A 26,966-nucleotide genomic window follows, 5' to 3' on the forward strand; every position below is an offset into this window, starting at 1 on the left:
TCCTCCTGCGCTCACGCTGCGGCGGCAACGCGGGACGGGGGCCGATGTTCCCGGCGGGCAGGCTAGACCCATCCGCCGATATTGTCGCGGATGACGCCCATCATCACCTCGATATGGGCAGGATCGTCGTTCAGGCACGGAATATAGGTGAAATCGCGGCCGCCGGCATGTTCAAAGCTTTCGCGGATCTCTCCGTTGATCTCTTCCAGCGTCTCGATGCAGTCCGAGGCGAAGGCGGGCGAGATGACGGCGATGTCGGACACGCCCTGCCGCGCCAGATCCGCGACATGTTCGACCGTGTAGGGGCGCAGCCATTCCTCGGTGCCGAAGACCGACTGGAAGGTGGTGTCGATGATGCCGTCGGGCCAGTCCAGCGCCTGTTGCAGCAGGCGCGAGGTCTTCTGGCACTGGCAATGATAGGGATCGCCTTCCAGAAGATAGCGTTTCGGCATGCCGTGATACGAGGCGACCAGCTTCGTGGGCCGCCTGTCGCCAAGCGCGCGCCGCACGCTGTCGGCCAGCGCCCGGACATAGTCGGGCCGGTCGAAATAGGGATCGCAGGTCCGCACCGAGGGTTGCCATTTCTGCGCCATCAGCGCGCGGAACAGCTGATCGTTGGCGGTGGCCGAGGTGGCACCTGCATATTGCGGATAAAGCGGCAGGAACACGATCCGCCGGCAGCCCGCCTGCACCATGCGGTCCACCACCTCGGCGGTCGAGGGGTTGCCGTAACGCATGCAGAATTCCACCATCACCCGGTCGCCCCATTCCTCGGTGGCGCGCTGGCGCAGCGCCTGGGTCTGGTCGCGCGTGATCGTCATCAGCGGGCTTTCGCCCCGGTCGTGGTTCCAGATCAGCTTGTAGTTCGCGCCCGAGGTGAAGGGCCGTTTGGTCAGGATGATCCCCTGCAACAGCGGCTGCCATTTCCACGCCGGATAGTCGATCACCCGCTTGTCCGACAGAAACTCGTTCAGATACCGCCGCATCGACCAGTAATCGTAGCCGTCGGGCGTGCCCAGATTGGCGATCAGGATGCCGGTTCGGGCGGGTGTGATCGCGGGATGGTCGGTCGGCGCGTGGGCGGGCACGGTGGCTGGCGTCATGTCTTTTTCCTGATCTCGTTCAGCGCGTCTGCAAGAAGGGTCGTGGCCGAGCCGGGCCGCAGCGGTTTGGGCTGCGACGGCGCGGGTGCCCATCCGGTCAGAAAGACCAGATCGAAGGTGACGGCGATACGGGACGGATCGTCGCGGTCGGGGTGGTGTTCGGCCATGATCGCGCCCGCCCGCGCCAGGACCGCGCGGCGCGTGGGGCGGCGCAGGCGGGCGGCCATGGCGTTGCCCTCGCCCATCGCGCGCAGGTCGCGCGCCAGATGGATCAGGTCGCGATAGCTGGCGCGCTGGCTGACCAGATCCGCGACCGGCAGCGCCAGACCCGCCCGGCCCAGCAACGCGCCCATGTCACGGATCTCGCCCATCGGCAGGACGCGGGGCGACAGGCCGCCGGTGATCTCGGCCTCGGCCGCGGCCAGCGCGGCGCGCAGGCCAGACAGGGTCTGCCCGCCGGGACAGACGCCGATGAACAGCCCGTCCTGGCGCAGGGCGCGCGCGGAATGGACCATCTGGCCCACCGGGTCGTCGGCCCAGTGCAGCGCCATGGCGTGGATCACCAGATCATGCGCGCCCGGTTCCAGATCCAGCACCGGATCGTCGGCCACGATCTTCGCATCGGGAAACCGCGCGGCCCAGAAATCGGGAAAACCGGTCACGATGGCGGGGCGCGTAAACGATCTTTTAATCTCGGCCAGCCTATCCTGGATCTCGTCGGCGGCAAGCCGGTGCAGCACGTCGGCATGTCCCGCGCGCATCGCGCGACGTCGCTGGCGGGTCAGCGCCCGTCGGTCGGTCAGCGCGGGGCGGTCAGAGGCGGAAGGGGCGTTCATGGGCGGGGAACATAGGGTGCTTCGGGCGGCGATGAAAGGCGCGCTGCGCCTGATTTATCCGCCGCAATGCATCGGCTGCGGGCTGCCGGTGGCGGATGACGGCGACGGCAGCCTGCGCCTGTGTCCCGATTGCTGGCGCGAGACCCGGTTCATCGGCGCGGCTGCCTGCCATCGCTGCGGCGCGCCGCTGCCCGACGACGGCAGCGGGACGGGCGACGAATCGCTGATCTGCGACGATTGTCTGGCCATCGCGCGGCCCTGGCGGCACGGGCGGGCGGCGGTGGTCTATGCCGGGACCGGGCGCAGCCTTGTGCTGGCGCTGAAACACGGCGACCGGCCCGATCTGGCGCCCGCGCTGGCCGGCTGGCTGTCGCGGGCGGCCGCGCCGCTGATCCGGCCCGGCATGGTGGTGGCGCCGGTGCCCCTGCATCTGCGGCGGCTGATGAAGCGGCGGTATAATCAGGCGGCGCTGGTCTCGACCCATCTGGCCCGGGCGCGCGGTCTGCCGCATCTGCCCGACCTGCTGATCCGCCGCCGCCATACCGAGGGGCAGGACCACCGCAGCGTCAGCGACCGGTTCGCCAATATCGCCGGCGCGCTGGCGATCAACCCGCGCCGCGCCGCGCGGATACGGGGCAAGGCGGTGCTGCTGGTCGATGACGTGATGACCTCGGGCGCGACGATGGCTGCGGCGGCCGAGGCGCTGCTGGCGGCCGGATCGGGACCGATTTCGGTGGCGGTTCTGGCGCGCGCGGTCAAGGATGACTAGATTTGACGCATCACAATCACCGACCGGAACGCCATGACCCAGAAACCCACCGTCGAAATCTATGCCACCCGCACCTGCCCGTTCTGCACCGCCGCCAGGCAATTGCTGGACCGCAAGAACGTCGCCTATGCCGAGATCGATGTCGGCGCCGACCCCGCCCGGCGGGCCGAGATGATGCAGCGCGCGCAGGGCCGCCGCACCGTGCCGCAGATCTTCATCGGCGACACCCATGTCGGCGGCAGCGACGAACTGCACGCGCTGGAGCGCATCGGCAAGCTGGACCCGCTGCTGGAAGGGCGCGCCGCATGACCCAGGCCGCGGCGCTGCGGGTCGGGCTGGTGCAGCTGAACGTGGGCGACGACCCGCAGGCGAACCTGTCCGCGACCGTTCCGCTGATCCGGCAGGCGGCATCGGCGGGTGCCACCTTGGTGCTGACGCCCGAGGCCACGAACATCCTGTCGCCCGACCGCAAGCGGCAACAGGCCGTGCTGCGCGAACAGGCCGACGATCCGACCCTGTCCGCACTGCAATCCGAGGCGCGCAGGGCCGGGATCTGGCTGCTGATCGGGTCGCTTGCGCTGAAATCGGGCGATGACGACCGCTTCGTCAACCGCAGCTTCCTGATCGACCCTGACGGCGGGATCGCGGCCCGCTATGACAAGCTGCACATGTTCGACGTGACCATCTCCGAGACCGAGCAATATCGCGAAAGCGCCGCCTATCGCCCCGGCGACCGCGCGGTTCTGGCCGAGGCGGCGGGTGTGCCGGTGGGCATGACGATCTGCTACGATCTGCGCTTTCCGCATCTTTACCGGGCGCTGGCGCAGCAGGGGGCGCGTATCCTGACCGTGCCGTCGGCCTTCAGCCCGACCACCGGCGAGGCGCATTGGCAGGTCCTGCTGCGCGCCCGCGCCATCGAGACCGGCTGCTTCGTGCTGGCGCCGGCGCAATGCGGCATCCATGCCGCCCCGCACAGCCCCGACCGCCAGCCCCGCCGCAGCCACGGCCATTCCCTGGCCGTCGATCCCTGGGGCAAGGTGCTGGCCGACGGGGGCGTGACGCCGGGTCTGACCATGGTCGAGCTTGACCTTGGGGCAGTGGACAGGGCACGCTCTCGCATCCCGTCCTTGACCCATGACCGCCATTTCGACGGCCCCTGATCCCTTTCGCGCGATGAACAAACCCGTGAGCGACATCGACAGACCGCATTCCAACGACCGGCTGGCCGCCAGCCTGTTCGCCGAGGTGCTGATTGCCGACCAGCTGTCGCGCAACCTGATCAGCAAGGCGCTGCCGCGCGGGATGCAGATTTCGCATTTCTCGGTCCTGAACCTGCTGGCGCATGTGAACGAGGAACGCACCCCCGCGCAGCTGGCCGAGGCGTTTCACATCACCCGCGGGGCGATGACCAACACGCTGTCGCGGCTGGAATGGGCAGGCCATGTCCATATTCGCCCCGACTGGGACGATGCGCGGCGCAAATTCGTGTCGATCAGCCCGTCGGGGCGCGCGGCGCGCGATGCGGCCATCGCCGCCTTCATGCCGCTGATCGCCGATGTCGTGCGCGATATCGGCGCCGACCGGGTGCGCGGCGCCCTGCCCGTGCTGCGCGAACTGCGCCTGAGGCTGGAGGGCGGGCCGCTTTAGTCCGTCGTCTGCGGACTGCGCCGGGCGGTCATGACATAGTTCACCGACAGGTCGCGGTCGGACAGCCGCCAGCCGAAACCGACCGGGTTGAAGACCATGCCGCGCCGGTCCACCGCCGCGCACCCCGCCTGTTCGGCCATCGCGGCCAGCGCGTCCGGGGTGATGAACCGCCCCCAGTCATGGGTGCCGCGCGGCAGCCAGCGCAGGACCCATTCGGCCCCGACGATCGCCGCGCCAAAGCTTTTCGCGGTGCGGTTCAGGGTCGAGACGATGACCAGACCGCCGGGCCGGACCAGATCGCGGCAGGTGGCGATGAAGGCGGGCGGATCGGCCACATGCTCGACGATCTCAAGCGCCAGGACCACGTCGAAGACCTCGCCCGCCCCGGCCAGCGATTCCGCCGTGGTCGCGCGGTAATCCACCCGCAGCCCCTGCTGTTCGGCGTGCAGGCGGGCGACGGCGATATTGCCTTCTGCGGCATCGGCGCCCACGACCTCGGCCCCCAGGCGCGCCATCGGTTCGGCCACCAGCCCGCCGCCGCAGCCGATATCCAGCACGCGCAATCCCTGAAACGGTCGCGGGGCGCGGCGGTCGCGTCCGAACTCGGCCGCGATCTGGGTTGCGATATAGTCCAGCCGCACCGGGTTCATCATGTGCAGCGGTCTGAACTTGCCTTCGGGGTCCCACCATTCGGCGGCCATGGCCTCGAACTTGGCGATTTCCTGGGCGTCGATGCTGCTCATGCGTCGGTCCTTCTGGCGGGCGCTGTCGCTTGGGCTTATAGTGCCTGAATGGACCGAATGGCAGAGCAAAACTCCGCGACACATGGCCGCCTGCACCCGGCGGGCGAGCCGTTCGACCGGCGCATGCTGGATGTGGGCGACGGCCACCGCCTGTATGTCGAACAATGCGGCAACCCGGACGGCCGTCCGGTGCTGGTGCTGCATGGCGGGCCGGGCGGCGGATGCAGCCCGTTCATGCGGCGTTTCTTCGATCCCGAACATTACCGGGTGGTGCTGTTCGATCAGCGCGGCTGCGGCCGGTCGCGGCCCTCTGCCTCGGTCGAGGCGAACACGACCGCGCATCTGATCGCCGACATCGAACGCATCCGCGCCGATCTGGGCATCGCCGCGTGGCTGCTGTTCGGCGGCAGCTGGGGGGCGACGCTGGCGCTGGCCTATGCGCAGGCGCATCCCGGTCACGTCACCGGGCTGGTGCTGCGCGGCGTGTTCCTGGGCCGGCAGCGCGAGCTGGACTGGTTCTATGGCGGCGGCGCTGCGCGGTTCTTTCCCGATCTGTGGGCGCAGTTCCAGGACCCCATCCCCGAGGCCGAGCGCGACGACATGATCGGCGCCTATCGCCGGCGGCTGTTTTCCGACGATGCCGGGCGGCAGGGACGCTATGCCCTGCCCTGGCTGATGTGGGAAAACGCGCTGGCGGGTCTGCAATCGGCTCCGTCCAGCCACGCGCCGGCCGAATATGCCCGTGCCTTCGCGCGGCTGGAAAACCATTATTTCAGCCATCGCTGCTTTCTGGACGAGGGCCAGCTTCTGCGCGACCGGCACCGGATCGAACATCTGCCGGCGGTGATCGTGCAGGGCCGCTATGACATGGTCTGCCCGCCGGGCAGCGCGCATGAACTGGCCGAAGGCTGGCCGCGCTGCGAGTTGCGCATCGTCCCCGCCTCGGGCCACGCGCTGTCCGAGCCGCGAATCTCGGCCGAGTTGCTGCGCGTCATGGACGCAATCCGCGACACCGACCGGCAGGGGACCGGAGCCGGCGCATGATTTTCCTGCTGTTCCTGCTGGCCAGTGCCGCCGCCGCCGCGACCGGCGTGATCTTCAAGCCCGGCGCATGGTATGAGGGGTTGAGAAAACCCGGCTTCACGCCGCCGAACCGGCTGTTCCCGATTGCCTGGACCGCGATCTATCTGCTGTCGGCCATCGCCGCCGCCCGGGTCGCGGGCGTGCCGGGATCTGACCTGGCGCTGGCGCTGTGGGCGGCGCAGATCGCGCTGAACACGCTGTGGACGCCGGTGTTTTTCGGCGCGCATCTTATGGCTGCGGGCATGGCGGTGATCGCCATCCTGTGGCTGGTCGTGCTGGCCATGACGGTGACGTTCTGGCGAATCGACGTGCTGGCCGGGGTCATGCTGCTGCCCTATCTGGCGTGGCTGTGCGTGGCGGCGGCGCTGAACTGGCGCATCTGGCGCGACAACCGCACGACGGGCGCGGCCTGAATCCGGGCGCGCGGAACCGGCCCGCGACCGGGCAGATCCGCGATGATGCGCCCGGTCGCGCGGCGTGCTTGCAATTGCTGCGGACCCGGTCTATATGCCTGCCTAACAGCGGTGCAGGCTTCCACCCCCTGCCCACCGGACGCTTTCGCATGGGCCCGCTGCGGGCCCTTTTTCGTATCCAAAGGTTCTCATGTCGAACGACCTGATCGCCAAGACCGCCATCGACCGGCGCCTGGCCGAGATCATCACCCCGGTGATCGAGGATCTGGGCTTTGAGTTGGTGCGCGTCCGCCTGCAGGGCGGCAAGACCGCCACGTTGCAGATCATGGCGGACCGGCCCGAAGGCGGGATCAACGTCGACGATTGCGGCCAGATTTCGGTCGCCGTCAGCGCCACGCTGGATGTCGAGGACCCGATCGAGGAAGCCTATCACCTCGAGGTCAGCAGCCCCGGCATCGACCGGCCGCTGACCCGGCTGAAGGATTTCGAGGCGTTCGAGGGATACGAGGCCAAGCTGGAAACGAACCAGCCGATCGACGGTCGCAAGCGCTGGAAAGGCGTGCTGGCGGGGGTCGAGACCGGCACCGGCGGCGACGAGGTGCTGCTGAACATCGACGAGGGCGGCGAGGTGCAGACCATCGGGCTGAACTTCGACTGGCTTGCCGATGCCAAGCTGGTGCTGACCGACGAGCTGATCCGCGAGATGCTGCGCCAGAAGAAAGAGGCCGGCGTTGCGATCGACAATCTGGATGAAAGCGCCTTCGACGCGGTGGAAACCGAGGACGGCGGCGAAACCCGCGAACAGACAGGCGCCAACGGCGCCGATGCCAAGGAGTAAGCGATGGCGATCACCTCTGCCAACCAGCTTGAACTGCTGCAAACCGCCGAGGCGGTGGCGCGCGAGAAGATGATCGAGCCCGAGCTGGTCATCGAGGCGATGGAGGACAGCCTCGCCCGGGCCGCCAAGTCGCGCTATGGCGCCGAGATGGACATCCGGGTCAAGATCGACCGCAAGACCGGCAACGCGACATTCACCCGCGCCCGCACCGTGGTGACGGACGAGGAGCTGGAAAACTATCAGTCGCAGTTCACCCCGGATCAGGCGAAAACCTATTTCGAGCCGTCCAGGGACGGTCGCGGCACCTGGTGGCGCGACGGCACCCGGCTGGACGATTTCTCGGGCGCGCCGCAACCGGGCGACGTGTTCGAAGAGGTGGTGCCGCCCGTCGATCTGGGCCGGATCGCCGCGCAATCGGCCAAGCAGGTGATCCTGCAACGGGTCCGCGAGGCCGAACGCGACCGTCAATACGAGGAGTTCAAGGACCGCGCCGGCACCATCATCAACGGCATCGTCAAGCGCGAGGAATACGGCAACATCATCGTCGATGTCGGCCGGGGCGAGGCGATCCTGCGCCGCAACGAAAAGATCGGGCGCGAATCCTATCGCCCGAATGACCGCATCCGCACCTATATCAAGGATGTGCGCCGCGAGACGCGCGGGCCGCAGATATTCCTGTCGCGCACCGATCCGCAATTCATGGCCGAGCTGTTCAAGATGGAGGTGCCCGAAATCTATGACGGCATCATCGACATCAAGGCCGTGGCCCGCGATCCGGGCAGCCGCGCCAAGATCGCCGTCATCAGCTATGACAGCAGCATCGACCCGGTCGGCGCCTGCGTCGGCATGCGCGGCAGCCGGGTGCAGGCCGTGGTGGGCGAATTGCAGGGCGAGAAGATCGACATCATCCCCTGGAACGAGGATCAGGCGACCTTCCTGGTCAACGCGCTGCAGCCGGCCGAGGTCAGCAAGGTCGTGTTCGACGAAGAGGCCGGCAAGATCGAGGTCGTGGTGCCCGACGAACAGCTGTCGCTTGCCATCGGCCGGCGCGGCCAGAACGTGCGTCTGGCCAGCCAGCTGACCGGGCTGGACATCGACATCCTGACCGAGGAAGAGGAATCCAAGCGTCGTCAGGCCGAGTTCAACGCCCGCACGCAGCTGTTCATGGAGGCGCTGGACCTGGACGAGTTCTTCGCCCAGCTTCTGGTCGCCGAAGGCTTCACCGATCTGGAAGAGGTGGCCTATGTCGAACAGGACGAGCTTCTGTCGATCGACGGCGTGGACGAGGATACGGCCCGCGAATTGCAGGCCCGCGCCCGTGACGTACTGGAGGCCCGGGCCAAGGCCGCGCTGGACAACGCCCGCGAACTGGGCGCCGAGGACAGCCTTATTGAATTCGAGGGGCTGACCCCCCAGATGGTAGAGGCGTTGGCCAAGGACGGCGTCAAGACCCTGGAAGATTTCGCCACCTGCGCCGACTGGGAACTGGCCGGCGGCTGGACCACGGTGAACGGGCAGCGGGTCAAGGACGAAGGGCTGCTGGAACCGTTCGAGGTTTCGCTGGAAGAGGCGCAGACCATGGTCATGACCGCGCGCGTCATGCTGGGCTGGGTCGATCCGACCGAATTGGACGGTGGGGACGACCCGGACGCCGACGCCGAGGCCGACGGGGCCGAAGGCGGCACCGACGAGGAGGCCGGGGCGTGATGCCCCGGATTTGCCCCCTTGAGCCGCGGTGGACGCATAAAGCAACGCGATGAGCCCGAACGGCGCTGCATCGTCACCGGCGAGGTGCAACCCAAGCGCGGGCTGATCCGCTTTGTCGTCGGCCCCGATGGCACGGTGGTGCCCGACCTGGCCGAAAAGCTGCCCGGTCGCGGCATCTGGGTGACGGCCGACCGCGCCGCCATCGATAAGGCGGCGGCGAAGGGGCTGTTTTCGCGCGCGGCCAGGACGCAGGCAAGACCCCCCGAGGGTCTGGCCGATCTGGTCGAGGCCGCGACGGCCCGGCGGGTCGTCGAACTGGTGTCGCTGGCCCGGAAATCGGGCAAGGCGGTGGCCGGGTTCGAGAAGGTAAAGGGCTGGCTGTCCGAGGGTCGCGCGAAGGTGCTGTTACAGGCCAGCGACGGATCGGAACGCGGCAAGGGCAAGCTGTGGACGCCGACCGGCGGGCGCTGGTTCGGCTGCCTGACCGCATCAGAATTGGGTTTGTCCTTCGGACGCGATCATGTCATACACGGCGCGCTTGCGGCGGGTGGCCTGACGGACAAGGTGATCTTGGAAGCCGGCAGACTGACGGGTCTGCGCGGGCATGACGGTGGTAATACGGCCACCGGGAAGGAATGAAGACGCAGATGAGCGACAAAGACGGAAAGAAGACCCTGGGACTCGGCGGCGCTGGCCGTTCGGGTCAGGTCAAGCAAAGCTTCAGCCATGGTCGCACCAAGAACGTGGTCGTGGAAACCAAGCGCAAGCGCGTCGTGGTGCCCAAGCCGGGCGCCGCGCCGGGTGCGGCCGGCGCCGACAAGCCGAAATCCTCCTTGGTGTCGAAGCATGCCGGTGATCCGTCCAGGCGTCCGGCCGGCATCTCGGAAGCCGAGATGGAGCGTCGCCTGAAGGCGCTGGCCGCCGCCAAGGCGCGCGAGGTCGACGAGGCCGCCGCACGCGAGGCCGAGGAAAAGGCCCGCGAGGAAGAACGCGAACGCCGCCGCGCCGAGGCCGAGGCAAAGGAGCGCGAGGACCGCGAACGCGAAGAGGCGCTGAAGGCCAAGGCCGAGGAAGACGCCCGCCGCACCCGCGAGGCCGAGGACAAGACCCGGCGCAAGGACGAACCGAAGAAAGAGACGGCGAAAAAGCCGGCCGCGCCCGCCGCCCCCGATCAGGCCGCGATCGAGGCTGCCGCCGCACGCGCCGAGACCAAGGGCGTCACCGCCGCCGGTCCGCGCAAGACCGACCGCGACCGCGCCGACCGCGGCCCCGACCGCGATGCGCGCGGCAAGGGCGCCCGCGACGACAACCGCCGCGCCGGCAAGCTGTCGCTGAACCAGGCACTGTCGGGCGAAGGCGGCCGTCAGCGCAGCCTGGCCGCGATGAAGCGCAAGCAGGAACGCACCCGCCAGAAGGCGATGGGCCAGTCGGTGCGCGCCGAAAAGCAGGTGCGCGACGTGCAGCTGCCCGAAACCATCGTGGTGCAGGAACTGGCCAACCGGATGGCGGAACGCGCCGCCGACGTGGTCAAGTCGCTGATGAAGATGGGCATGATGGTCAGCATGAACCAGGCCATCGACGCCGACACGGCGCAGCTTGTGATCGAGGAATTCGGCCACAACGCGGTGCGGGTGTCGGACGCCGACGTGGAACAGGTCATCGCCGATGTCGAGGACAAGGCCGAGGATCTGCAACCGCGCCCGCCGATCGTCACCATCATGGGTCACGTCGATCACGGCAAGACCTCGCTGCTGGATGCGATCCGCAACGCCAATATCGTGTCGGGCGAAGCCGGCGGCATCACCCAGCATATCGGCGCCTATCAGGTGCAGACCGAATCGGGGGCGACGCTGACCTTCCTCGATACGCCGGGCCACGCCGCCTTCACCTCGATGCGGGCGCGCGGTGCCAATGTCACGGATATCGTCGTGCTGGTCGTGGCCGCCGACGACGCGGTCATGCCGCAGACGGTCGAGGCGATCAATCACGCCCGCGCCGCCGGCGTGCCGATGATCGTGGCGATCAACAAGGTCGACAAGCCGGCCGCCGATCCCGACAAGGTGCGCAGCGCGCTGCTGCACCAGGAGGTGATCGTCGAGAAGCTGTCGGGCGACGTGCAGGATGTCGAGGTGTCGGCCAAGACCGGCCAGGGGCTGGACGAACTGCTTGAGGCCATCGCCCTGCAATCCGAGATCCTGGAACTGAACGCCAACCCCGCCCGCGCCGCACAGGGCGCGGTGATCGAGGCGCAGCTTGACGTGGGCCGCGGCCCGGTCGCGACGGTTCTGGTCCAGAACGGCACGCTGCGGCGCGGCGACATCTTTGTCGTCGGCGAACAGTGGGGCAAGGTCCGCGCGCTCATCAACGACAAGGGCGAGCGCGTGGACGAAGCCGCGCCCTCGGTCCCGGTCGAGGTTCTGGGTCTGAACGGCACGCCCGAGGCCGGCGACGTGCTGAACGTCGTCGAGACCGAGGCGCAGGCGCGCGAGATCGCCGATTACCGCATGCAGCAGGCCAAGGACAAACGCGCCGCGGCCGGTGCGGCGGTGACGCTGGACCAGATGCTGGCCAAGGCCAAGGCCGATCAGACCGTGGCTGAACTGCCGGTGGTCGTGAAGGCCGATGTGCAGGGCTCGGCCGAGGCGATCGTGCAGGCGCTGGAAAAGGTCGGCAACGACGAGGTGCGCGTCCGCGTGCTGCATTACGGCGTCGGCGCGATCACCGAATCCGATATCGGCCTGGCCGAGGCATCCAAGGCCCCCGTCATCGGCTTCAACGTCCGCGCCAACGCGCCCGCCCGCAGCAGCGCCAACCAGAAGGGCGTGGAGATCCGGTACTATTCGGTGATCTACGACCTGATGGACGACATCAAGGCGGCGGCGTCGGGCCTGCTGTCGGCCGAGGTGCGCGAGAACTTCATCGGCTATGCCGAGATCCGCGAGGTCTTCAAGGTCACCGGCGTCGGCAAGGTTGCGGGCTGTCTGGTCACCGAAGGCGTTGCCCGCCGGTCCGCAGGCGTCCGCCTGCTGCGCGACAACGTGGTGATCCACGAAGGCACGCTGAAGACGCTGAAGCGCTTCAAGGACGAGGTCAAGGAAGTGCAGTCGGGTCAGGAATGCGGCATGGCGTTCGAGAATTACGACGACATCCGCCAGGGCGATGTCATCGAGATCTTCGAGCGTGAAGAGGTCGAACGCACGCTGTAACCCAAGCGGATGCCGTGAGAACGTCAAGGGCGGCCCGGTGGGGTCGCCCTTTTTCCGTGCTCGGGGTCCATCAGGGCCGGACAGCGGCAGGTTTCATCGGGCGAAGGGTCGGCCCGCTGCAAGCCCGGCTTTTACAGCCACATCTGCAAGGCCGGGATCAGCGGGATGTCGGCCGGCGGCATCGGGTAGTTCCGCAGATCGGCGGCCCGCACCCATGTCAGCGCCTGCCCCTCGCGCGGCTGCACGATTCCCTGCCATTTGCGGCAGGCAAAGACCGGCATCAGCAGGTGAAAATCGTCATAGCCGTGGCTGGCGAAGGTCAGCGGCGCAAGGCACGAGGTCCAGGTGTCGATCCCCAGCTCCTCGTGCAGTTCGCGGATCAGCGCGGCTTCGGGCGTTTCACCGGGTTCGACCTTGCCGCCCGGAAACTCCCACAGCCCGGCCATCGGCTTGCCCCTGGGGCGCTGCGCCAGCAGGACGCGGCCGTCGGGGTCGATCAGGGCGACGGCGGCGACAAGGACGGTTTTCACGACCGGTAATCGGCGTTGATGTCGATATAGCCATGGGTCAGATCGCAGGTCCACACGGTCTGCGCGCCCTGCCCCAGCCCCAGATCGACCGAGATCACCAGTTCGCGGTTCTTCATATAGGCGCTGGCCGCATCCTCGTCGTAATCGGGTGCGCGCCATCCGTCCCGCGCCAGCACCATGTCGCCAAAGCCGATGGTCAGGCGGTCACGGTCGGCCTCGGCCCCCGATTTGCCCACGGCGGCCACGATCCGGCCCCAGTTCGCGTCCTCGCCCGCGATGGCGGTCTTGACCAGCGGCGAATTGGCGATGGCCATGGCGACCTTTTTCGCGTCGGCATCGGACTGCGCGCCGGTCACGCGCAACTCGACGAATTTCGTCGCCCCCTCGCCGTCGCGCACGACCAGTTGCGCCAGTTCGCGCATGACGCCGTGCAGTGCCTGCACGAAGGCTGTCCCCTCGACCGTCTCCAGCGACGCGATGGGCGAAGCCGGACTGCGCCCCGTCGCCGCGCAGATCAGCGCGTCCGAGGTCGAGGTGTCGCTGTCCACGGTGATGGCGTTGAATGTGGTCCCAAGCCCCGACGACAGCGCCTGTTGCAGCAGTTGTGCGTCGATTGCGGCGTCGGTGAACAGATAGACCAGCATCGTCGCCATGTCGGGCGCGATCATGCCCGACCCCTTGGCGATGCCGGTAATGCGGATCTCGCCGCCCTTGCCCGCGACGGTGGCGGAGGCGCCTTTGGGGAAGGTGTCGGTGGTCATGATGGCGCGCGCCGCGTCGGCCGCGCCCCCCTGATCCAGCCCGGCGACCAGATCGCCCACCACCGCAACGATACGCTCATGCGGCAACGGCTCTCCGATCACGCCGGTCGAGGATGAGAAGACCCGCGTTGCCGGAACGCCGGTGGCATCCGCCACGGCAGCCGTCACCGCATCGACGGATTCCTGCCCGCGCGCGCCGGTGAAGGCGTTGGCGTTGCCCGAATTGACGATGATCGCCGCGCCGTCGGGGGCATCGCCGCCCCCGGCCAGCTTGTCCTGGTTGTCCAGCACGCAGGCCGCGCGGGTCGAGGACCGGGTGAACGCGCCCGCGACCGTCGATCCGGCCGCGATCCGGATCAGGGTCACATCGGTGCGGCCCTGATACTTGACGCCCGCCGCGGCGCTGGCGAATTCGACGCCGGCGATCACCGGCAGGTCGGGAAACCCGGCCGGGGCCAGCGGCGACACCGGCAGTCCGGCCTTGGCCATCACTCGGCTCCCAGAAGGTCGTCGTCGTTCATCAGCGCGGGATCGAGGCCCTCGGTCTTTTCGACCGTCGCCTCGTCCACGATCTTTTCGATGGCGGCTTCGACCTTTTCGCGGCGGACAAGCTGGGCCAGTTCGTCGCGCACCTCGTCCAGCTGCGGCGCTTCCTTGACGCGGGTGTCGTTCAGCCGGATGACGTGCCAGCCGAAATCGGTCTGCACCGGGTCCGACACCTGGTCCTTTTCCATGCCCTGCACGGCCTCGGCGAAGGGCGGCACCATCTGGTCGGCGCTGAACCAGCCCAGATCGCCCTTGTTCGGGCCGCTTGGCCCGGTCGAGTTCTCTTCGGCCAGCGTGCCGAAATCGGCGCCCTCATCCAGTTGCCGTTTCAGATCCTTGGCCTTTTCCTCGCTGTCCACAAGGATATGGGCGGCCGAATATTCGGTCACCGCCTCGGCATCGGCGAACAGCCTGTCGTAAGCCGCCTTGATCTCGTCCTCGGTCGGCTCCGGCTCGGCGATCCGGCTGACGGCGGCGGTGGCCAGCGTGTTGCGCCGCTGCAGTTCCAGCTGCGCGCGGGTGCCGGCGGTTTCGGTGCCGGTCGCGGCCACGGCGGTCTGGCGGATCAGCTGGTCCAGCATCATGTCCCACAGCGCCTGATCGGGCAGGTTCGCCATCTGCGGGTCCTGGACCGACTGTTTCATCACGATCATCTGTCCAAGCGTGATGTCCTGGCCGTTCACCGTGGCCACGACCGTGTCCGCACCCTTGTCCTGCGCCAGCCCGGCCACGGGCGCCATCAGCGGGGCCGCGATGACGGCGGCGGCCAGAATCGAACGTTTCAGCATGAAAATTCCTTTGCAAGTCACACCCGGTCCCAGGACGGGACAGGGCCAGCGTTGACAGTCAGGCGGCCGAGGCATACATCCCGACGCAACCGTGGAAGGCGCCGCCGCCGCTTTCGTTCAGGCCTCTGATACGGCAATGCGGAAGGGAGGGGCAAGTGGGCCCCCTCTGACGGACTTTCCCAAGAACGTGATTGCGAAGGTAATATGCTCGGCATCGGAACTATGGCGAAGAAGGTCTTTGGCACGCCCAATGACCGCAAGGTGAAATCGACCCGCCCGCTGGTCGCCCGGATCAACGCGCTGGAGGATCAGTTCACCGCGCTGTCCGATGAGGGGCTGATCGACAAGACCCGCGAATTCCAGAAACGTGTTGCCGATGGCGAGGCGCTGGACGCGCTGCTGCCCGAAGCGTTCGCGAACTGCCGCGAGGCGGCCCGCCGCGCCCTGGGCCTGCGCGCCTTCGACGTGCAACTGATGGGCGGGATCTTTCTGCATCAGGGCAATATCGCCGAGATGAAGACCGGCGAGGGCAAGACCCTGGTCGCGACCCTGCCCGCCTATCTGAACGCGCTGACCGGCAAGGGCGTACATATCGTCACCGTCAACGACTACCTGGCCAAGCGCGACGCCGAATGGATGAGCAAGGTCTTTGCCGCACTGGGCATGACCACCGGCGTCGTCTATCCCTTCCAGGCCGAGCCGGAAAAGCGCGAGGCCTATGCCGCCGACGTGACCTATGCCACCAACAACGAGCTTGGCTTCGACTATCTGCGCGACAACATGAAGGGCAGCGTCGAGGAAATGGTCCAGCGCGGCCACAATTTCGCCATCGTGGACGAGGTGGACAGCATCCTGATCGACGAGGCGCGCACGCCGTTGATCATCTCCGGCCCCAGCCAGGACCGCAGCGAACTGTATCGGGTGCTGGACAGATACGTGCCGCTGATGGACGAAACCCATTACAAGCTGGACGAAAAGGCCCGCAACGCCACCTTCACCGAGGAAGGCAACGAGTTTCTGGAACAGAAGCTGTGGGCCGATGGCGTCCTGCCCGAGGGGCAGACGCTGTATGACCCTGAATCCACCACCATCGTCCACCACGCCAGCCAGGCCCTGCGCGCGCACAAGCTGTTCATGAAGGACCAGCACTACATGGTCCGCGACGGCGAGGTGATGCTGATCGACGAATTCACCGGCCGGATGATGAAGGGCCGCCGTCTGTCGGACGGGCTGCATCAGGCGATCGAGGCCAAGGAAGGCGTCGATATCCAGCCCGAGAACGTGACGCTGGCCAGCGTGACGTTCCAGAACTATTTCCGGCTTTACGACAAGCTGTCCGGCATGACCGGCACGGCCTCCACCGAGGCCGAGGAATTCGCCGAAATCTACAAGCTGGGCGTGGTCGAGGTTCCGACCAACCGCCCGATCCAGCGTCTGGACGAACATGATCGCGTCTATCGCACGGCGCAGGAAAAATACGCCGCCGTGATCGAGGCGATCAAGGAGGCGCACGAGAAGGGCCAGCCCACCCTGGTCGGCACCACCAGCATCGAGAAATCCGAGATGCTGTCCGAAATGCTGAAGAAGGACGGCATCCCCCACAACGTCCTGAACGCCCGCCAGCACGAGGCCGAGGCGCAGATCGTGGCCGATGCCGGCAAGCCCGGCGCCGTCACCATCGCCACCAACATGGCCGGCCGCGGCACCGACATCCAGCTTGGCGGCAATGTCGAGATGAAGGTGATGGAGGCGCTGAAGGCCGATCCCGACGCCAATCCCGACGAATTGCGCGCCCGGATCGAGCAAGAACACGCCGCCGACAAGCAGAAGGTGCTGGATGCGGGCGGGCTGTTCGTTCTGGGCACCGAACGCCATGAAAGCCGCCGGATCGACAACCAGCTTCGCGGCCGCTCGGGCCGGCAGGGCGATCCGGGGCGGTCGCTGTTCTTTCTGTCGCTGGACGACGACCTGATGCGGATCTTTGGATCGGAACGGCTGGATTCGGTCCTGTCCCGTCTGGGCATGAAGGAAGGCGAGGCCATCGTTCACCCCTGGGTCAACAAGTCGCTGGAACGCGCGCAGGCCAAGGTCGAGGGGCGCAACTTCGACATCCGCAAGCAGTTGCTGAAATTCGACGACGTGATGAACGATCAGCGCAAGGCGATCTTCAGCCAGCGCCGCGAGATCATGGACAGCGACGAGGTGGGCGAGATCGCCGCCGACATGCGCCACCAGGTGATCGAGGATCTGATCGACCAGTTCATGCCGGCCAAGTCCTATGCCGATCAGTGGGACACCGAGGGGCTGAAGGCCGCGGTGCGCGAAAAGCTGAACATGAACCTGCCAATCGAGGCCTGGGCCGATGAGGAAGGCGTGGATCAGGACGCGATGCGCGAACGGATCGAGCAGGCCACCGACGCCTATATGGCCGAGAAGGAACAGGGTTTCGGCCCCGAAAACATGCGCATGATCGAAAAGCAGGTCCTGTTGCAGATGATCGACCAGAAATGGCGCGACCATCTGCTGACGCTGGAACATCTGCGCAGCGTCGTGGGCTTTCGCGGCTATGCGCAGCGCGACCCGCTGTCGGAATACAAGACCGAGGGGTTCCAGCTGTTCGAAAAGTTGCTGGACGGCCTGCGCGGCGACGTGACGCAGCGTCTGGCGCAGATCCGCCCGCTGACCGACGCCGAGCGCGAAGAGATGCTGCGCCAGATGGCGCAGCAGCAGAAGGCCGGGCAGGAACATCTGACGATGGAACACGGCGCCGACCGGCAATCGGACGACGATCCCGACAAGCCCACACCGCTGATCGAGGGCTTCGACGAGACGGACCCCGCAACCTGGGGCAACCCCTCGCGCAACGACCCCTGCCCCTGCGGTTCGGGCAAGAAGTTCAAGCACTGCCACGGCGCGATCTGAAAACGCCGCGCCGCTGACAACATGCGCCGCGCCCGCGCTGCGGCGGCCGCGCGGGATGCGGGCGCTGATGGACAATCATTCGACGGAAGACGCGCCGCAGCCGTGTGATGTCAAGGCGGGACCGTTGCGTCGAAGACCCCCAGCTTTTCTCCCCCTTCACAAGTTCTGCCCATCGCGCCGGCCCCTGCCGGCGCGATGTTTTTACATTTGTTTACCCTGTCCGCCCTTGCCTCGGCGACAATAATCATCCATATACCATCCACACGGATGGCGATTGAGATGAGTAATGTCAGGCAGCTGCGCGACAAGCAGCCGGAAAACGAGAAGATCACGATCAATCTGGGGTTCGTGGATCTTGGGCGGATCGACCTGCTGGTGCAGGAAGGGTTCTATTCCAACCGAAGCGACCTGATCCGCACCGCGATCCGCAACCAGCTTGACAGCCATACCGAGGTGGTCAGCAGATCGCTGGAACGCCACACGATGGAGCTGGGCCTGCGCGATTACTCGGTCGCCGATCTGGAGGCGATCCGCGACGCGGGCGAGATGCTGCACGTCAAGGTCGTGGGCCTTGCCCGTATCGACCCGGACGTGACGCCCGAACTGGCGCGACAGACCATCGGCTCGATCACCGTGCTGGGCGCCTTGCAGGCCAGCGCGGCCATCAAGAAGGCACTTGCCGACCGCATCGGATAACGTGCGGAACATCTGACAAAGGAACAGAAGATGAAACTTTTCAACGCCGACGCCTTGCGTCGGGCGACCGATGGCGAACGTCTGTCGGCTGCCAACGATCTTGTGCAACGCACGCTGGCGCAGCACGGGCTTGCCCCCTCGACCGGCCAGGCCGAGACCGGGGAAATGCCCACCATGCCCGCAATGCCGTCGCTGGACGACATGCTGGCGCGGCTGGGCGGGGCGCGCATCAATGCCGGTGCGGCCGCGATCACGCTGCCCGAAGGGGCGGAGTTCCGGCAGGACAGCTTTACCTGCGAGGCCGGGACGCGCAGTTTCCGCACCTATGTTCCCGCCTCGGCGGCCAGCGGGGTCACGGGCGTCGTAGTCATGCTGCACGGCTGCACGCAGACGCCCGAGGATTTCGCCGCAGGCACCGGCATGAACGCGCTGGCCGAGCGGCACGGCTTTGTCGTGGTCTATCCGGCCCAGTCGCGGGGCGACAACGCGCAATCCTGCTGGAACTGGTTCAGCCGCGGCGATCAGCGGCGCGGACAGGGCGAACCGGCCATCCTTGCGGGCCTGACCGCGCGCGTCTGCGCCGAATTCGGCGTCGGACGGCAGAATACCTTCGTGGCCGGCCTGTCCGCCGGCGCGGCGATGGCGGTCATCCTGGGCGAAACCTATGACGACGTCTTCGCGGCGGTCGGCGCCCATTCCGGGCTGCCCCGGGGCGCGGCAAAGGATGTCCCTTCGGCCTTCGCCGCGATGGCCGGCAACGCGCTGGACGCCCACGACCTGCCCGCAAAGGCCGGCAGCGTGCGCAGCATCGTCTTTCACGGATCGGCGGACAGCACCGTGCATCCGTCGAACGGCGCGGCCATCGCCCGGCGCGCGCTGGCCGGCACCGCCGAAAGCGTGCAGACCACCGCCAAGGGCGAAACCGGGGGCCGACGATTCACGCGCGTCGTGTCCAGCGATGCGGACGGCGCCGCGCGGGTCGAACACTGGGTGATCGAGGGTCAGGGACATGCCTGGTCCGGCGGGCAGGCTGCGGGGTCATACACCGATCCGGCCGGCCCCGATGCCAGTGCCGAGATGATCCGCTTTTTCTTCGACAACACCGACAAGGCGCTTTGACATGACACAGATGACCATGACGTTCGATGCCGTGGACGAAGCCGCGCCGGGTCCGAAATGGGCGGCGCGCTGGTCCCGGTCGTGGCCCGCATACGAGGCCTGGTTCATCGCCCGCGGCGGCGATGCCGGGCCGTCGCGGACCGAATGCCGCGCGGCCCTGCACCGCCATATGCCCGAACTGGTGCCCACCTATGACCGGCTGGTCGAACTGGCCGGCGGGTCGGACCGGGCGGCGCGGTTCCTGTCCGGCTGGTGCCCGCCGGCCTATCTTGGCGGCTGTTCCATCGCGGCGGTTGCCGACGGGTCGGACGTGCGGCTGGTGCGCAACTATGACCTGTCGCCCGACCTGAACGAGGGGCTGCTGCTGCGCACCGAATGGACCGGCCGCGCGGTGATGGGCATGGTCGAGTTCCTGTGGGGGCTGTCGGACGGGATCAACGATGCCGGGCTTGCCGTGGCGCTGGCTTATGGCGGCCGCCAGAAGGTGGGCGAAGGGTTCGGCATCGCCACGATCCTGCGCTATGTCCTGGAAACCTGCGACACCGTCGATCAGGCGCTGGCGGCGCTGCGGCGGATTCCGTCGCACATGGCCTATAACCTGGTTCTGGCGGATGCCGATGGGAACACCGCCAGCGTCGAGGTCGCGCCGGGCGGCGGGATCACCGTGATGCCGCAGCCCATCGCGACCAATCATCAGGGGGCGACAGCCGTTGCGGTTCGGCCGGACTTCACCCGCACGCGGAAACGCCACGCGCATCTGGCCGCCTTGCGCGTTCCCGCGCGCAAGCTGAACCGCCATTTTTTGCGCAAGCCGCTGTTGCAGGACCGCTATCGCGCCGGGTTCGGCACGCTGTTCACGGCGGAATACGATCCACAGGCGCGCGCGCTTGGCCTGACGATCACGGGCCAGCGGTGGGATCAGACGCTGGCTGCGTTCCACGAGGGACAGCGTCACGTGGATTATTCACGCAACGAGCGGCTGACCGGCGCCAGCAACGCCCAACCCGCACCCTGCCATGACGTGGACTGGTCGCAGGCGGGCCGGATCGACTGGCGGCGCGTCGCCGCCGATTACGCCAGCGGGCGCGGCCAGGCGATCCACGCCTATCTGCCGTCGCGGCAGCCGTCCTGTCGCAGCGCGGCCTGACATGACAAGGGAACAGGGGGCCGGCGCGGTCCCCTTTTCCCTGCCAGCGTCCATTTCGCAACGCAGGCCGTCAGACGGCGGCCTTGTTGATGCCGCCCGTCGCCAGTTCGGTCATCGTCCGATCCCCCTCGCGGCTGCTGTCCAGACAAGCTTGCAGCGCGGTGACGTCCTCGGCCAGTTCCAGCCGTCGGGCGAAGGCGGCAAGGCAGCCGTAGCCGGCCAGCGCATAGTGCACAAGCCGCTGATACTGGGTGACGATCATGGCGTCGCGGATCGCGTCCCCGCCGAATTCCGCCTCCAGCACGTGGGCCCGCGCCTCGGCGGCCAGCCCCTCCATTCCCTTGCACTGAACGCCGTCAAGCGTCTCGTCGTGGCGCTGGCCGATCGCCAGCAGCGCGTCGATGCCGTCCCGTATGCCGTCGGCGCCGGCCTCCAACGCCCGCACAAGATCGGTGTCGGTCGCCGCGTCCGCCAGTTTCGTGGTGATGTCCAGCGCCTGCCGGTTCGCGCTGTGCAGGTCCTTCAGTTGCTCCAGATAAAGATCTTCCAGTGTGTCGATGCTCATGGGTCAATCCTTTCAAGACTGCCTCAGGCTAACGAACCGGGTAGCGATCACCAAAACCAATCGCCCGCCTGAACCCACGGACATCCAAAGCGTTAACACAGATTAATCGCGTCACCGGCTGAATATGCCACGTTGTTTGCAGGTAACTTTCAATCGGAGGCGATGCCGTCGCCGTCAGATAAGGAATCCGTGATGCACAATATCTTCTATCTCATCGGCGTGGTCGTCGTGGTTCTGGCGCTTATCGGTTTCGTTTTCTGATCACTGAAGGAGGAAATTCACATGCCAACGAACAAGACGTTTTCACAAGACAACACGACGCAGTCCGGAACCGGCAGCAGCCCGGCGGACCGGCCTGACCAAGACATGTCCGCGAAGGACAAGTCTGGTCAGGACATGTCCGCCAAGGATGTCGCGGGCAAGGCCGGCGACATGGCGCAGGACGCGGTCAAGCAGGCGTCGGACGTAGCCCGCAAACAGGGCGATGAGGCCAAATCGGCCGTCGCGGACGAGCTGTCGTCGGTGTCGTCGGCCCTGCGCAAGGCCGCCGACGAGATGCGCAGCGGATCGCCGCAGGAACGCACTTTCGGCCAGATCGCCGAAAGCCTGGCCGATGCGTCCGACGCGCTGCGCGACAAGGATCTGGGCACGATGGTCGGCGATGTCAGCCGCTTTGCCCGCGCCAACCCGATGGTGTTTCTGGGCGGCGCGGCGCTGATCGGCTTTGCCGCCACGCGCTTTGCCAAGGCATCCGCCGACGGCGAGGGCACGACGCCCGGCGGTTCCACCACATATCGCGGAGGTTTCTGATGCGCGAAGATCACAGCACCAAATCCGCCGGCGGCCTGGTTCAGGACGCCATGAGCAATGTCAGCGCGCTGGTCCGCAACGAGGTCGATCTGGCGCGGGCCGAGATCAACGAGAACCTGACCAAGGCGGGTGTCGCCGCCGGCATGATCGCCGCCGGCGCCATCGTCGTTCTGGTCGCGCTGAACGTGCTGGCCGCCGCGCTGGTCGCGGCGCTGACCGAGGCCGGGCTGGACGGCGGATGGGCGGCGCTGATCGTCGGCGTGGTTCTTGCCGTGATCGCCTATGTGATGATCCAGAAAGGCATGAACGATCTGAAGCTTTCAAGCCTCGCACCCACGCGGACGGCGAAGAATGTGCGCCGCGACGCCGAAGCCGTAAAGGATGTCTATGATGACAAATGAAACCCGCTCCCCCGAGGAAATCGAGCGCGAGATCGAACAGCAACGGTCCGAGTTGACCTCGACCCTTGACGATCTTCAGGACAGGTTCTCGATCGACGGCCTCGTGCGCCAGATCGGAGAGCAGTTCCGCGAACATGGCGGCGACATGAGCCGGTCGATCACCAACCAGATCAAGGCCAACCCGATCCCGCTGGCGCTGACGGGCATCGGCCTTGCCTGGATGATGTTCGGCAACTCGCGGCCTCCCGCCCCCGCCAGCCCCGGCCGGGTCGAGGAAGATTACCGCCGCGCGCGTCTGGATCACGACCGCCCCTATACCCGGCCGACATCGCAGGTCGCGCCCACGCGTGCAGGCCCGGCATGGGCACGCGACGACCACGACGTGCAGGGCGGATCGGATGGCTATGGGTCCTCCATCGGCGACACGGCCCGGTCGGGCGCGCAATCGGTCAAGGACGGTCTGTCCTCGGCCGGGTCGGCGGCAAGCGACGCGGCATCCTCGGCCGGCTCGACCATTGCCGAGGGGGCCGAGTCGGTGCGCGACAGCGTCGCCGCCGCCGGCAACCGGATCGCCGAAGGCACCGAGGCGCTGACCGAGGAAGGCCGCAAGCGGGTGATCGCCGCCCGCCAGAAGGCGTTGGAGATGCGGCGCAGCACGTCGCAATCGGTCGCGCAGGGCGCCGACGCGGCGGCGGATTTCTATGACCGTCAACCGCTGGTCGTGGGCGCGCTGGCGCTGGCCTTCGGCGCGGCACTGGGCGGCGCGCTGCCGCGCACGCGGGTCGAGGACGACCTGATGGGCGAGCAGAGCGATCATCTGATCGAAGAGGCCGAACGCATCTTCGAGGAAGAGAAGGCCAAGGCGAAACAGGTCGCTGAAAGCGTCACCGACGAGGTCAAGGATATCGCATCCGAAACCAAGTCGCAGATCGACAGCGACGCACCCGGCGACAAGACCGCAGCCGAGGCCCTTGGCGACAAGGCGAAAGACGCCGCGCGCCGGGTCGAGGATACGGCGAAAACCGCCGCGAAAGACGAAAACCTGGGCAAGCCCAGGACGGATTGACCCATCCCCGTGCCGGTCCCGGCGGCGTGCCGTCGGGTCCGGCATGAATGAACGGAGACGCCATGACACGCGGCCACGACGCGACGACGCCCGCACAGATTCCAAAGACCGGCTGGTTCGACATCGCGATGCGCGTCAATGATGAGATCGCCGAGGATCGGGTCAGCCTTCTGTCCGCGGGGGTGGCCTTTTACGGAATGCTGGCGCTGTTTCCCGCCATCTCGGCTGTGATGGCGCTGGGCGGCCTGCTGTTCGAGCCGGACCAGATCGTGGCGCAGATCGACCGGTTATCCGGGCTGGTCCCGGACGAGGTCATTGCCATCGTCAAGAACCAGGCGACGGCGGTCGCCGGCGCGGATTCGGGCGGGCTTGGCTTTGCGTTGTTTCTGGGTCTGGCGGTCGCGCTTTATTCCGCATCCAAGGGGATGGCCAGCCTGATGCAGGGGCTGAACGCCGCCTATGACGAGGAAGAAACGCGCGGTGTGGTGCGGCGGATTCTGGAGACGCTGGCGCTGACACTGGTTCTGATCGCGGGCGTTCTGGTCGCGTTGGGCGCGGCGCTGGCCCTGCCCGTCCTGCTTGCCTTCCTGAATCCGGGTCCGGTCGTCACCACGCTGATCACGGCGGGGCTGTGCATCGCGCTGATCGCGCTGACTATGCTGGGGCTGTCGATCCTGTATCGCTTTGCACCCTCGCGCGAATCGGCGGAGTGGAAATGGGTGTCGGTGGGCGCCGTCACCGGATGCCTGCTGTGGATCGCCGGATCGGCCGGATTCGCGTTTTATGTCGGCAATTTCGGCTCATACAACGAAAGTTTCGGGACGGTGGCCGGCGTCGTGGTGCTGTTGATGTGGTTCTGGATCTCGGCCTTCATCATCCTTCTGGGCGCCGAGCTGAACGCCGAAATGGAAGCCCAGACCCGCACGGACACCACCACCGGCAAGGATCGGCCGATGGGGCAACGCGGCGCGGTCAAGGCGGACACGGTCGCCGAATCGCAGGGATAGCGACGGCTGATCTGCAACGCGGGTTCGAGGATCGCCCCGTTCATAAGACAGTCAGGATTCCGGCGCCGCCGGGCGCACAAAAAAACCGCCGTCCCGGTCAGGGGACGGCGGTTCCTGTATTTGGCCGGCCCGTTTCGGGCCAGGCGCGTCAGTTGGCCACCAGGTCCGACACGGTGCCGGTGCCGTCAGAGAGGGTGACCTCGCTGGTGTTGTATTCCGGCATCGTTTCCAGCTCGGCCTCGCTGGTCTGGGGCAGATAGACCTCGCCGTCGCGCAGGCGCAGACGGTCGATGGGCAGGGCGATCTCGCGTTCGCCCAGACCCAGGAAGCCGCCCAGACCAAGGATCACGACGACGGTTTCGCCGCGCACGCCGACATTGTCGATATCGCCGACATCCTCGCCGCCTTCGCTGCGGACATTCATGCCGATCAGTTCCGAGACCGGCATTCCGGCAAGCGGGCTGGCCGCCAGCGTGTCGCGATAGGTCTGACGATCCTCGTCGGATGCCATCATCCCCTGCTCGTCCGCCTCGTATTGCTGAACGTCGATCTGCGCCTCGTCCTGCTGGACGTCAACCTGCGCCTCGGGGGCGTCGCTGACATTGACCTGAGGTTCTTCCTCGGCCGCCAGAACGTCGACATCCGCGCTTTCCTGCTGCTGAACCTCGACATTCGCCTCGGCCTGCTCGACCGAGATGTCGGCGTCGTCGGCCTGATCGACCTGCACCGTCGGCTCGGCCGATTGCACGTTCACCTGCGGTTCCGATTCCTCGATGGTGATCTTGGGTTCGGGGCGCACGAAACGCACGACCGGGTCGGGCTGTCTGACGCTGACCTCGGGATCGGCGGTATCGACATCGACCTGCGGTTCGGGGATGCGCACGGTGACGATCGGTTCGGGGATCACCACCGTGACGATCGGCTGCGCCTGTTCGACCGTGATCGTCGGCGCGACCTGCTGGACCGTCACCTGGGGTTCGGGCACCTCGACGGTGATTTCGGGTTGCGGCTGTTCGACCGTGACTTCGGGCGCGGCCTGATCGACGGACACGTCCGGTTCGGGGACGTTCACGTCAACCGTCGCATCCTCCTGCTCGACCACGACCTGACCGCCCTGGGTCGGCACGACCGTTTCTTCGGCAGGCGCGGTTTCGGCGGGCGCCGCGTCGGCGGGGGCAGTCTCGGTCTGCGCAAAGGCGCCGCCTGCAAGAAGCGCGCCAAGCGCCGCCGAGCCAAGTATGTTCATCCTGAATTTCATGATCTTTTCCCTGTAAATTGACCGTTCGGCCGCGATGGATCGCCAGCCTTGTGCCGGCGCGCAAAGTCCGGCGCGCAGGCAAGACTGGCCGCCTGGACCGGCAAATCGCCGATCCTTGAAGCATGACCCATCCTAGGGTCTGGGGCGGCGGCGCGAACTAATCTCTGACAGGGTTCGGCGCATTTCTGGCCCGCAGAACGGTCGCGGCACCGGTTCGGCGGCCGTGTCGGACCCGAATCGGCGTCAGACGGACGCCAACCCCTCCAGCAATTCCGGGTCCACCGAATCGCCGTGCAGGACCGAGACATCGCCGGTGGTTTCCAGCACCACCGCCCGCACCTTCGACAGATCCAGCGCGTTCGCTTCGCGCAGTTTCGCCATCAGATCGTCGCGGCCGACGCGCGTCTGCCGCAGCGCATCCTCCAGCACGACACCGTCCCGCATCAGCAGGACCGGCGTGTTCTGCACCAGATCCTCGATCCGGTCCGAAGCCTGCCGCAGCCGCGCGACCCCGTATTGCATCCCGAACAGGCTGGCCATCGCGGCAAGGGTCTGCCCGAACCCGGACCAGTCCGAACTTTGGCTGGCCCCCGCCAGCAGCGACCCCATGGCGACGGTCATGACGAAATCGAAATTGGTCATCTTGGAGAAGGATCGCAGCCCGACCAGACGCACCAGCAGGATGATCCACAAAAGCCCCAGGACCGAAAGCAGCGTCCCGCGCAGCAAGACATCGAGAATCTGGTTGTCTACGAACATGACGCCTCCTGTCGGGCCGTGCCGGGTGTTCGACGCGGTCGAGACGCGGCCCGGCGATCATGACTCCACGATGACGGGCGCGGCGGCAAGCATATTCGGTCCCGGGCTTTCCGGACCGGCGTCGCGGCTGCAACCGGCCGGTGCAAAGAAGGGCGCAGGACGCAGATCACAAATCCGGGAACAAAAGCCCGACCCGGCACGTTCATTGCCGAAACGTCGGCCGGATCTGCGCGGGATGATCCGCTG

Annotated in this window: 27 protein-coding genes; 18 read left to right on the forward strand and 9 right to left on the reverse strand. The window is 66.9% G+C overall.

Translation table 11 applies throughout. The features are described from left to right. Positions 1–62: 62 nt before the first annotated feature. Positions 63–1,103 (reverse strand): ferrochelatase, encoded by a 1,041-nt coding sequence (hemH, locus tag JHW45_RS14790; protein ID WP_272858358.1) that lies wholly within the window; start codon positions 1,101–1,103, stop codon positions 63–65. Next, positions 1,100–1,939 (reverse strand): SAM-dependent methyltransferase, encoded by an 840-nt coding sequence (locus JHW45_RS14795; RefSeq protein ID WP_272858359.1) that lies wholly within the window; start codon positions 1,937–1,939, stop codon positions 1,100–1,102. The genes hemH and JHW45_RS14795 overlap by 4 nt, the downstream gene beginning before the upstream one ends. Here JHW45_RS14795 and JHW45_RS14800 point away from each other — a divergent pair. Genes JHW45_RS14800 through JHW45_RS14815 form a run of 4 tightly spaced genes read left to right on the forward strand, consistent with a single transcriptional unit; the run spans position 1,938 to position 4,355 of the window. Next, positions 1,938–2,708, forward strand: a complete 771-nt coding sequence (locus tag JHW45_RS14800) for a ComF family protein (protein ID WP_272858360.1) — start codon at positions 1,938–1,940, stop codon at positions 2,706–2,708. The two genes, JHW45_RS14795 and JHW45_RS14800, sit on opposite strands and share 2 nt — an antisense overlap. Before the next feature lie 33 nt (positions 2,709–2,741). Next, positions 2,742–3,017: a glutaredoxin 3 gene (gene grxC, locus JHW45_RS14805; RefSeq protein WP_272858361.1), complete on the forward strand. Its 276-nt coding sequence runs from the start codon at positions 2,742–2,744 to the stop codon at positions 3,015–3,017. Between the two features lie 14 nt (positions 3,018–3,031). Then, positions 3,032–3,868 carry a carbon-nitrogen hydrolase family protein gene (locus JHW45_RS14810; protein ID WP_272860631.1) on the forward strand — a complete coding sequence of 279 codons (837 nt, stop codon included), beginning with the start codon at positions 3,032–3,034 and terminating at the stop codon, positions 3,866–3,868. A gap of 25 nt (positions 3,869–3,893) precedes the next feature. Further along, entirely contained in the window at positions 3,894–4,355 is a 462-nt protein-coding gene (locus JHW45_RS14815; protein WP_419181810.1) for a MarR family winged helix-turn-helix transcriptional regulator, read from the forward strand. On the opposite strand, the gene ubiG is transcribed toward JHW45_RS14815, so the two are convergent. After that, a complete protein-coding gene (gene ubiG, locus JHW45_RS14820; RefSeq protein WP_272858362.1) occupies positions 4,352–5,098 on the reverse strand; it encodes a bifunctional 2-polyprenyl-6-hydroxyphenol methylase/3-demethylubiquinol 3-O-methyltransferase UbiG in 747 nt (248 codons plus the stop codon). The genes JHW45_RS14815 and ubiG overlap by 4 nt on opposite strands. A gap of 48 nt (positions 5,099–5,146) precedes the next feature. Between ubiG and pip the strand changes: the two genes are divergently transcribed. From pip to infB, 6 genes are all read left to right on the forward strand, one after another. After that, positions 5,147–6,142, forward strand: coding sequence for a prolyl aminopeptidase (gene pip, locus JHW45_RS14825; protein ID WP_272858363.1), 996 nt, complete (start codon positions 5,147–5,149; stop codon positions 6,140–6,142). After that, positions 6,139–6,594 carry a tryptophan-rich sensory protein TspO gene (gene tspO / locus JHW45_RS14830; RefSeq protein ID WP_272858364.1) on the forward strand — a complete coding sequence of 152 codons (456 nt, stop codon included), beginning with the start codon at positions 6,139–6,141 and terminating at the stop codon, positions 6,592–6,594. Before pip ends, tspO begins: the two co-directional genes overlap by 4 nt. Before the next feature lie 190 nt (positions 6,595–6,784). Next, positions 6,785–7,432 carry a ribosome maturation factor RimP gene (rimP, locus tag JHW45_RS14835; RefSeq protein WP_272858365.1) on the forward strand — a complete coding sequence of 216 codons (648 nt, stop codon included), beginning with the start codon at positions 6,785–6,787 and terminating at the stop codon, positions 7,430–7,432. Between the two features lie 3 nt (positions 7,433–7,435). After that, a complete protein-coding gene (gene nusA, locus JHW45_RS14840; RefSeq protein WP_272858366.1) occupies positions 7,436–9,139 on the forward strand; it encodes a transcription termination factor NusA in 1,704 nt (567 codons plus the stop codon). An 18-nt stretch (positions 9,140–9,157) separates the two neighbouring features. Then, complete coding sequence (locus JHW45_RS14845) at positions 9,158–9,778, forward strand: RNA-binding protein (RefSeq protein ID WP_272858367.1); 621 nt, start codon at positions 9,158–9,160, stop codon at positions 9,776–9,778. 8 nt (positions 9,779–9,786) lie between these two features. Continuing rightward, positions 9,787–12,345 (forward strand): translation initiation factor IF-2, encoded by a 2,559-nt coding sequence (gene infB / locus JHW45_RS14850; RefSeq protein WP_272858368.1) that lies wholly within the window; start codon positions 9,787–9,789, stop codon positions 12,343–12,345. Between the two features lie 131 nt (positions 12,346–12,476). On the opposite strand, the gene JHW45_RS14855 is transcribed toward infB, so the two are convergent. Genes JHW45_RS14855 through JHW45_RS14865 form a run of 3 tightly spaced genes read right to left on the reverse strand, consistent with a single transcriptional unit; the run spans position 12,477 to position 14,970 of the window. After that, positions 12,477–12,875, reverse strand: coding sequence for a (deoxy)nucleoside triphosphate pyrophosphohydrolase (locus tag JHW45_RS14855; RefSeq protein WP_272858369.1), 399 nt, complete (start codon positions 12,873–12,875; stop codon positions 12,477–12,479). Then, complete coding sequence (gene argJ, locus JHW45_RS14860; protein WP_272858370.1) at positions 12,872–14,125, reverse strand: bifunctional glutamate N-acetyltransferase/amino-acid acetyltransferase ArgJ; 1,254 nt, start codon at positions 14,123–14,125, stop codon at positions 12,872–12,874. Before argJ ends, JHW45_RS14855 begins: the two co-directional genes overlap by 4 nt. Continuing rightward, the gene (locus tag JHW45_RS14865; RefSeq protein WP_272858371.1) at positions 14,125–14,970 is read right to left on the reverse strand and encodes a peptidylprolyl isomerase; all 846 of its coding nucleotides are present in this window, start codon (positions 14,968–14,970) and stop codon (positions 14,125–14,127) included. Before JHW45_RS14865 ends, argJ begins: the two co-directional genes overlap by 1 nt. A 204-nt stretch (positions 14,971–15,174) precedes the next feature. Here JHW45_RS14865 and secA point away from each other — a divergent pair, with 204 nt between their 5' ends. From secA to JHW45_RS14885, 4 genes are all read left to right on the forward strand, one after another. Next, positions 15,175–17,892, forward strand: a complete 2,718-nt coding sequence (gene secA / locus JHW45_RS14870; RefSeq protein ID WP_272858372.1) for a preprotein translocase subunit SecA — start codon at positions 15,175–15,177, stop codon at positions 17,890–17,892. A 279-nt stretch (positions 17,893–18,171) separates the two neighbouring features. Further along, the gene (locus tag JHW45_RS14875; protein WP_272858373.1) at positions 18,172–18,588 is read left to right on the forward strand and encodes a CopG family transcriptional regulator; all 417 of its coding nucleotides are present in this window, start codon (positions 18,172–18,174) and stop codon (positions 18,586–18,588) included. Between the two features lie 30 nt (positions 18,589–18,618). Next, positions 18,619–19,707, forward strand: coding sequence for an extracellular catalytic domain type 1 short-chain-length polyhydroxyalkanoate depolymerase (locus tag JHW45_RS14880; protein WP_272858374.1), 1,089 nt, complete (start codon positions 18,619–18,621; stop codon positions 19,705–19,707). 1 nt (position 19,708) lies between these two features. After that, a complete protein-coding gene (locus JHW45_RS14885; protein WP_272858375.1) occupies positions 19,709–20,854 on the forward strand; it encodes a C45 family autoproteolytic acyltransferase/hydrolase in 1,146 nt (381 codons plus the stop codon). A gap of 70 nt (positions 20,855–20,924) precedes the next feature. Here JHW45_RS14885 and JHW45_RS14890 read toward each other — a convergent pair whose 3' ends face one another. Continuing rightward, the gene (locus tag JHW45_RS14890; protein WP_272858376.1) at positions 20,925–21,419 is read right to left on the reverse strand and encodes a DUF892 family protein; all 495 of its coding nucleotides are present in this window, start codon (positions 21,417–21,419) and stop codon (positions 20,925–20,927) included. 366 nt (positions 21,420–21,785) lie between these two features. On the opposite strand from JHW45_RS14890, the gene JHW45_RS14895 reads away from it, so the two are divergent. The 4 genes from JHW45_RS14895 to JHW45_RS14910 all read left to right on the forward strand — a co-directional run bounded on the left by JHW45_RS14895 (position 21,786) and on the right by JHW45_RS14910 (position 24,703). Continuing rightward, the gene (locus tag JHW45_RS14895; RefSeq protein ID WP_272858377.1) at positions 21,786–22,229 is read left to right on the forward strand and encodes a hypothetical protein; all 444 of its coding nucleotides are present in this window, start codon (positions 21,786–21,788) and stop codon (positions 22,227–22,229) included. Further along, a complete protein-coding gene (locus tag JHW45_RS14900) occupies positions 22,229–22,630 on the forward strand; it encodes a phage holin family protein (protein ID WP_272858378.1) in 402 nt (133 codons plus the stop codon). Before JHW45_RS14895 ends, JHW45_RS14900 begins: the two co-directional genes overlap by 1 nt. Further along, a complete protein-coding gene (locus JHW45_RS14905) occupies positions 22,620–23,696 on the forward strand; it encodes a DUF3618 domain-containing protein (RefSeq protein WP_272858379.1) in 1,077 nt (358 codons plus the stop codon). Before JHW45_RS14900 ends, JHW45_RS14905 begins: the two co-directional genes overlap by 11 nt. 62 nt (positions 23,697–23,758) lie before the next feature. Further along, positions 23,759–24,703, forward strand: a complete 945-nt coding sequence (locus tag JHW45_RS14910; protein WP_272858380.1) for a YihY/virulence factor BrkB family protein — start codon at positions 23,759–23,761, stop codon at positions 24,701–24,703. 148 nt (positions 24,704–24,851) lie between these two features. Here JHW45_RS14910 and JHW45_RS14915 read toward each other — a convergent pair whose 3' ends face one another. Further along, positions 24,852–25,961, reverse strand: a complete 1,110-nt coding sequence (locus JHW45_RS14915) for a PRC-barrel domain-containing protein (RefSeq protein WP_272858381.1) — start codon at positions 25,959–25,961, stop codon at positions 24,852–24,854. A 243-nt stretch (positions 25,962–26,204) separates the two neighbouring features. Beyond that, positions 26,205–26,720: a DUF421 domain-containing protein gene (locus JHW45_RS14920; RefSeq protein ID WP_272858382.1), complete on the reverse strand. Its 516-nt coding sequence runs from the start codon at positions 26,718–26,720 to the stop codon at positions 26,205–26,207. Positions 26,721–26,966 lie beyond the last annotated feature (246 nt).

Origin of the sequence: Paracoccus stylophorae (assembly GCF_028553765.1) — a bacterium.
Taxonomy (GTDB): domain Bacteria; phylum Pseudomonadota; class Alphaproteobacteria; order Rhodobacterales; family Rhodobacteraceae; genus Paracoccus; species Paracoccus stylophorae.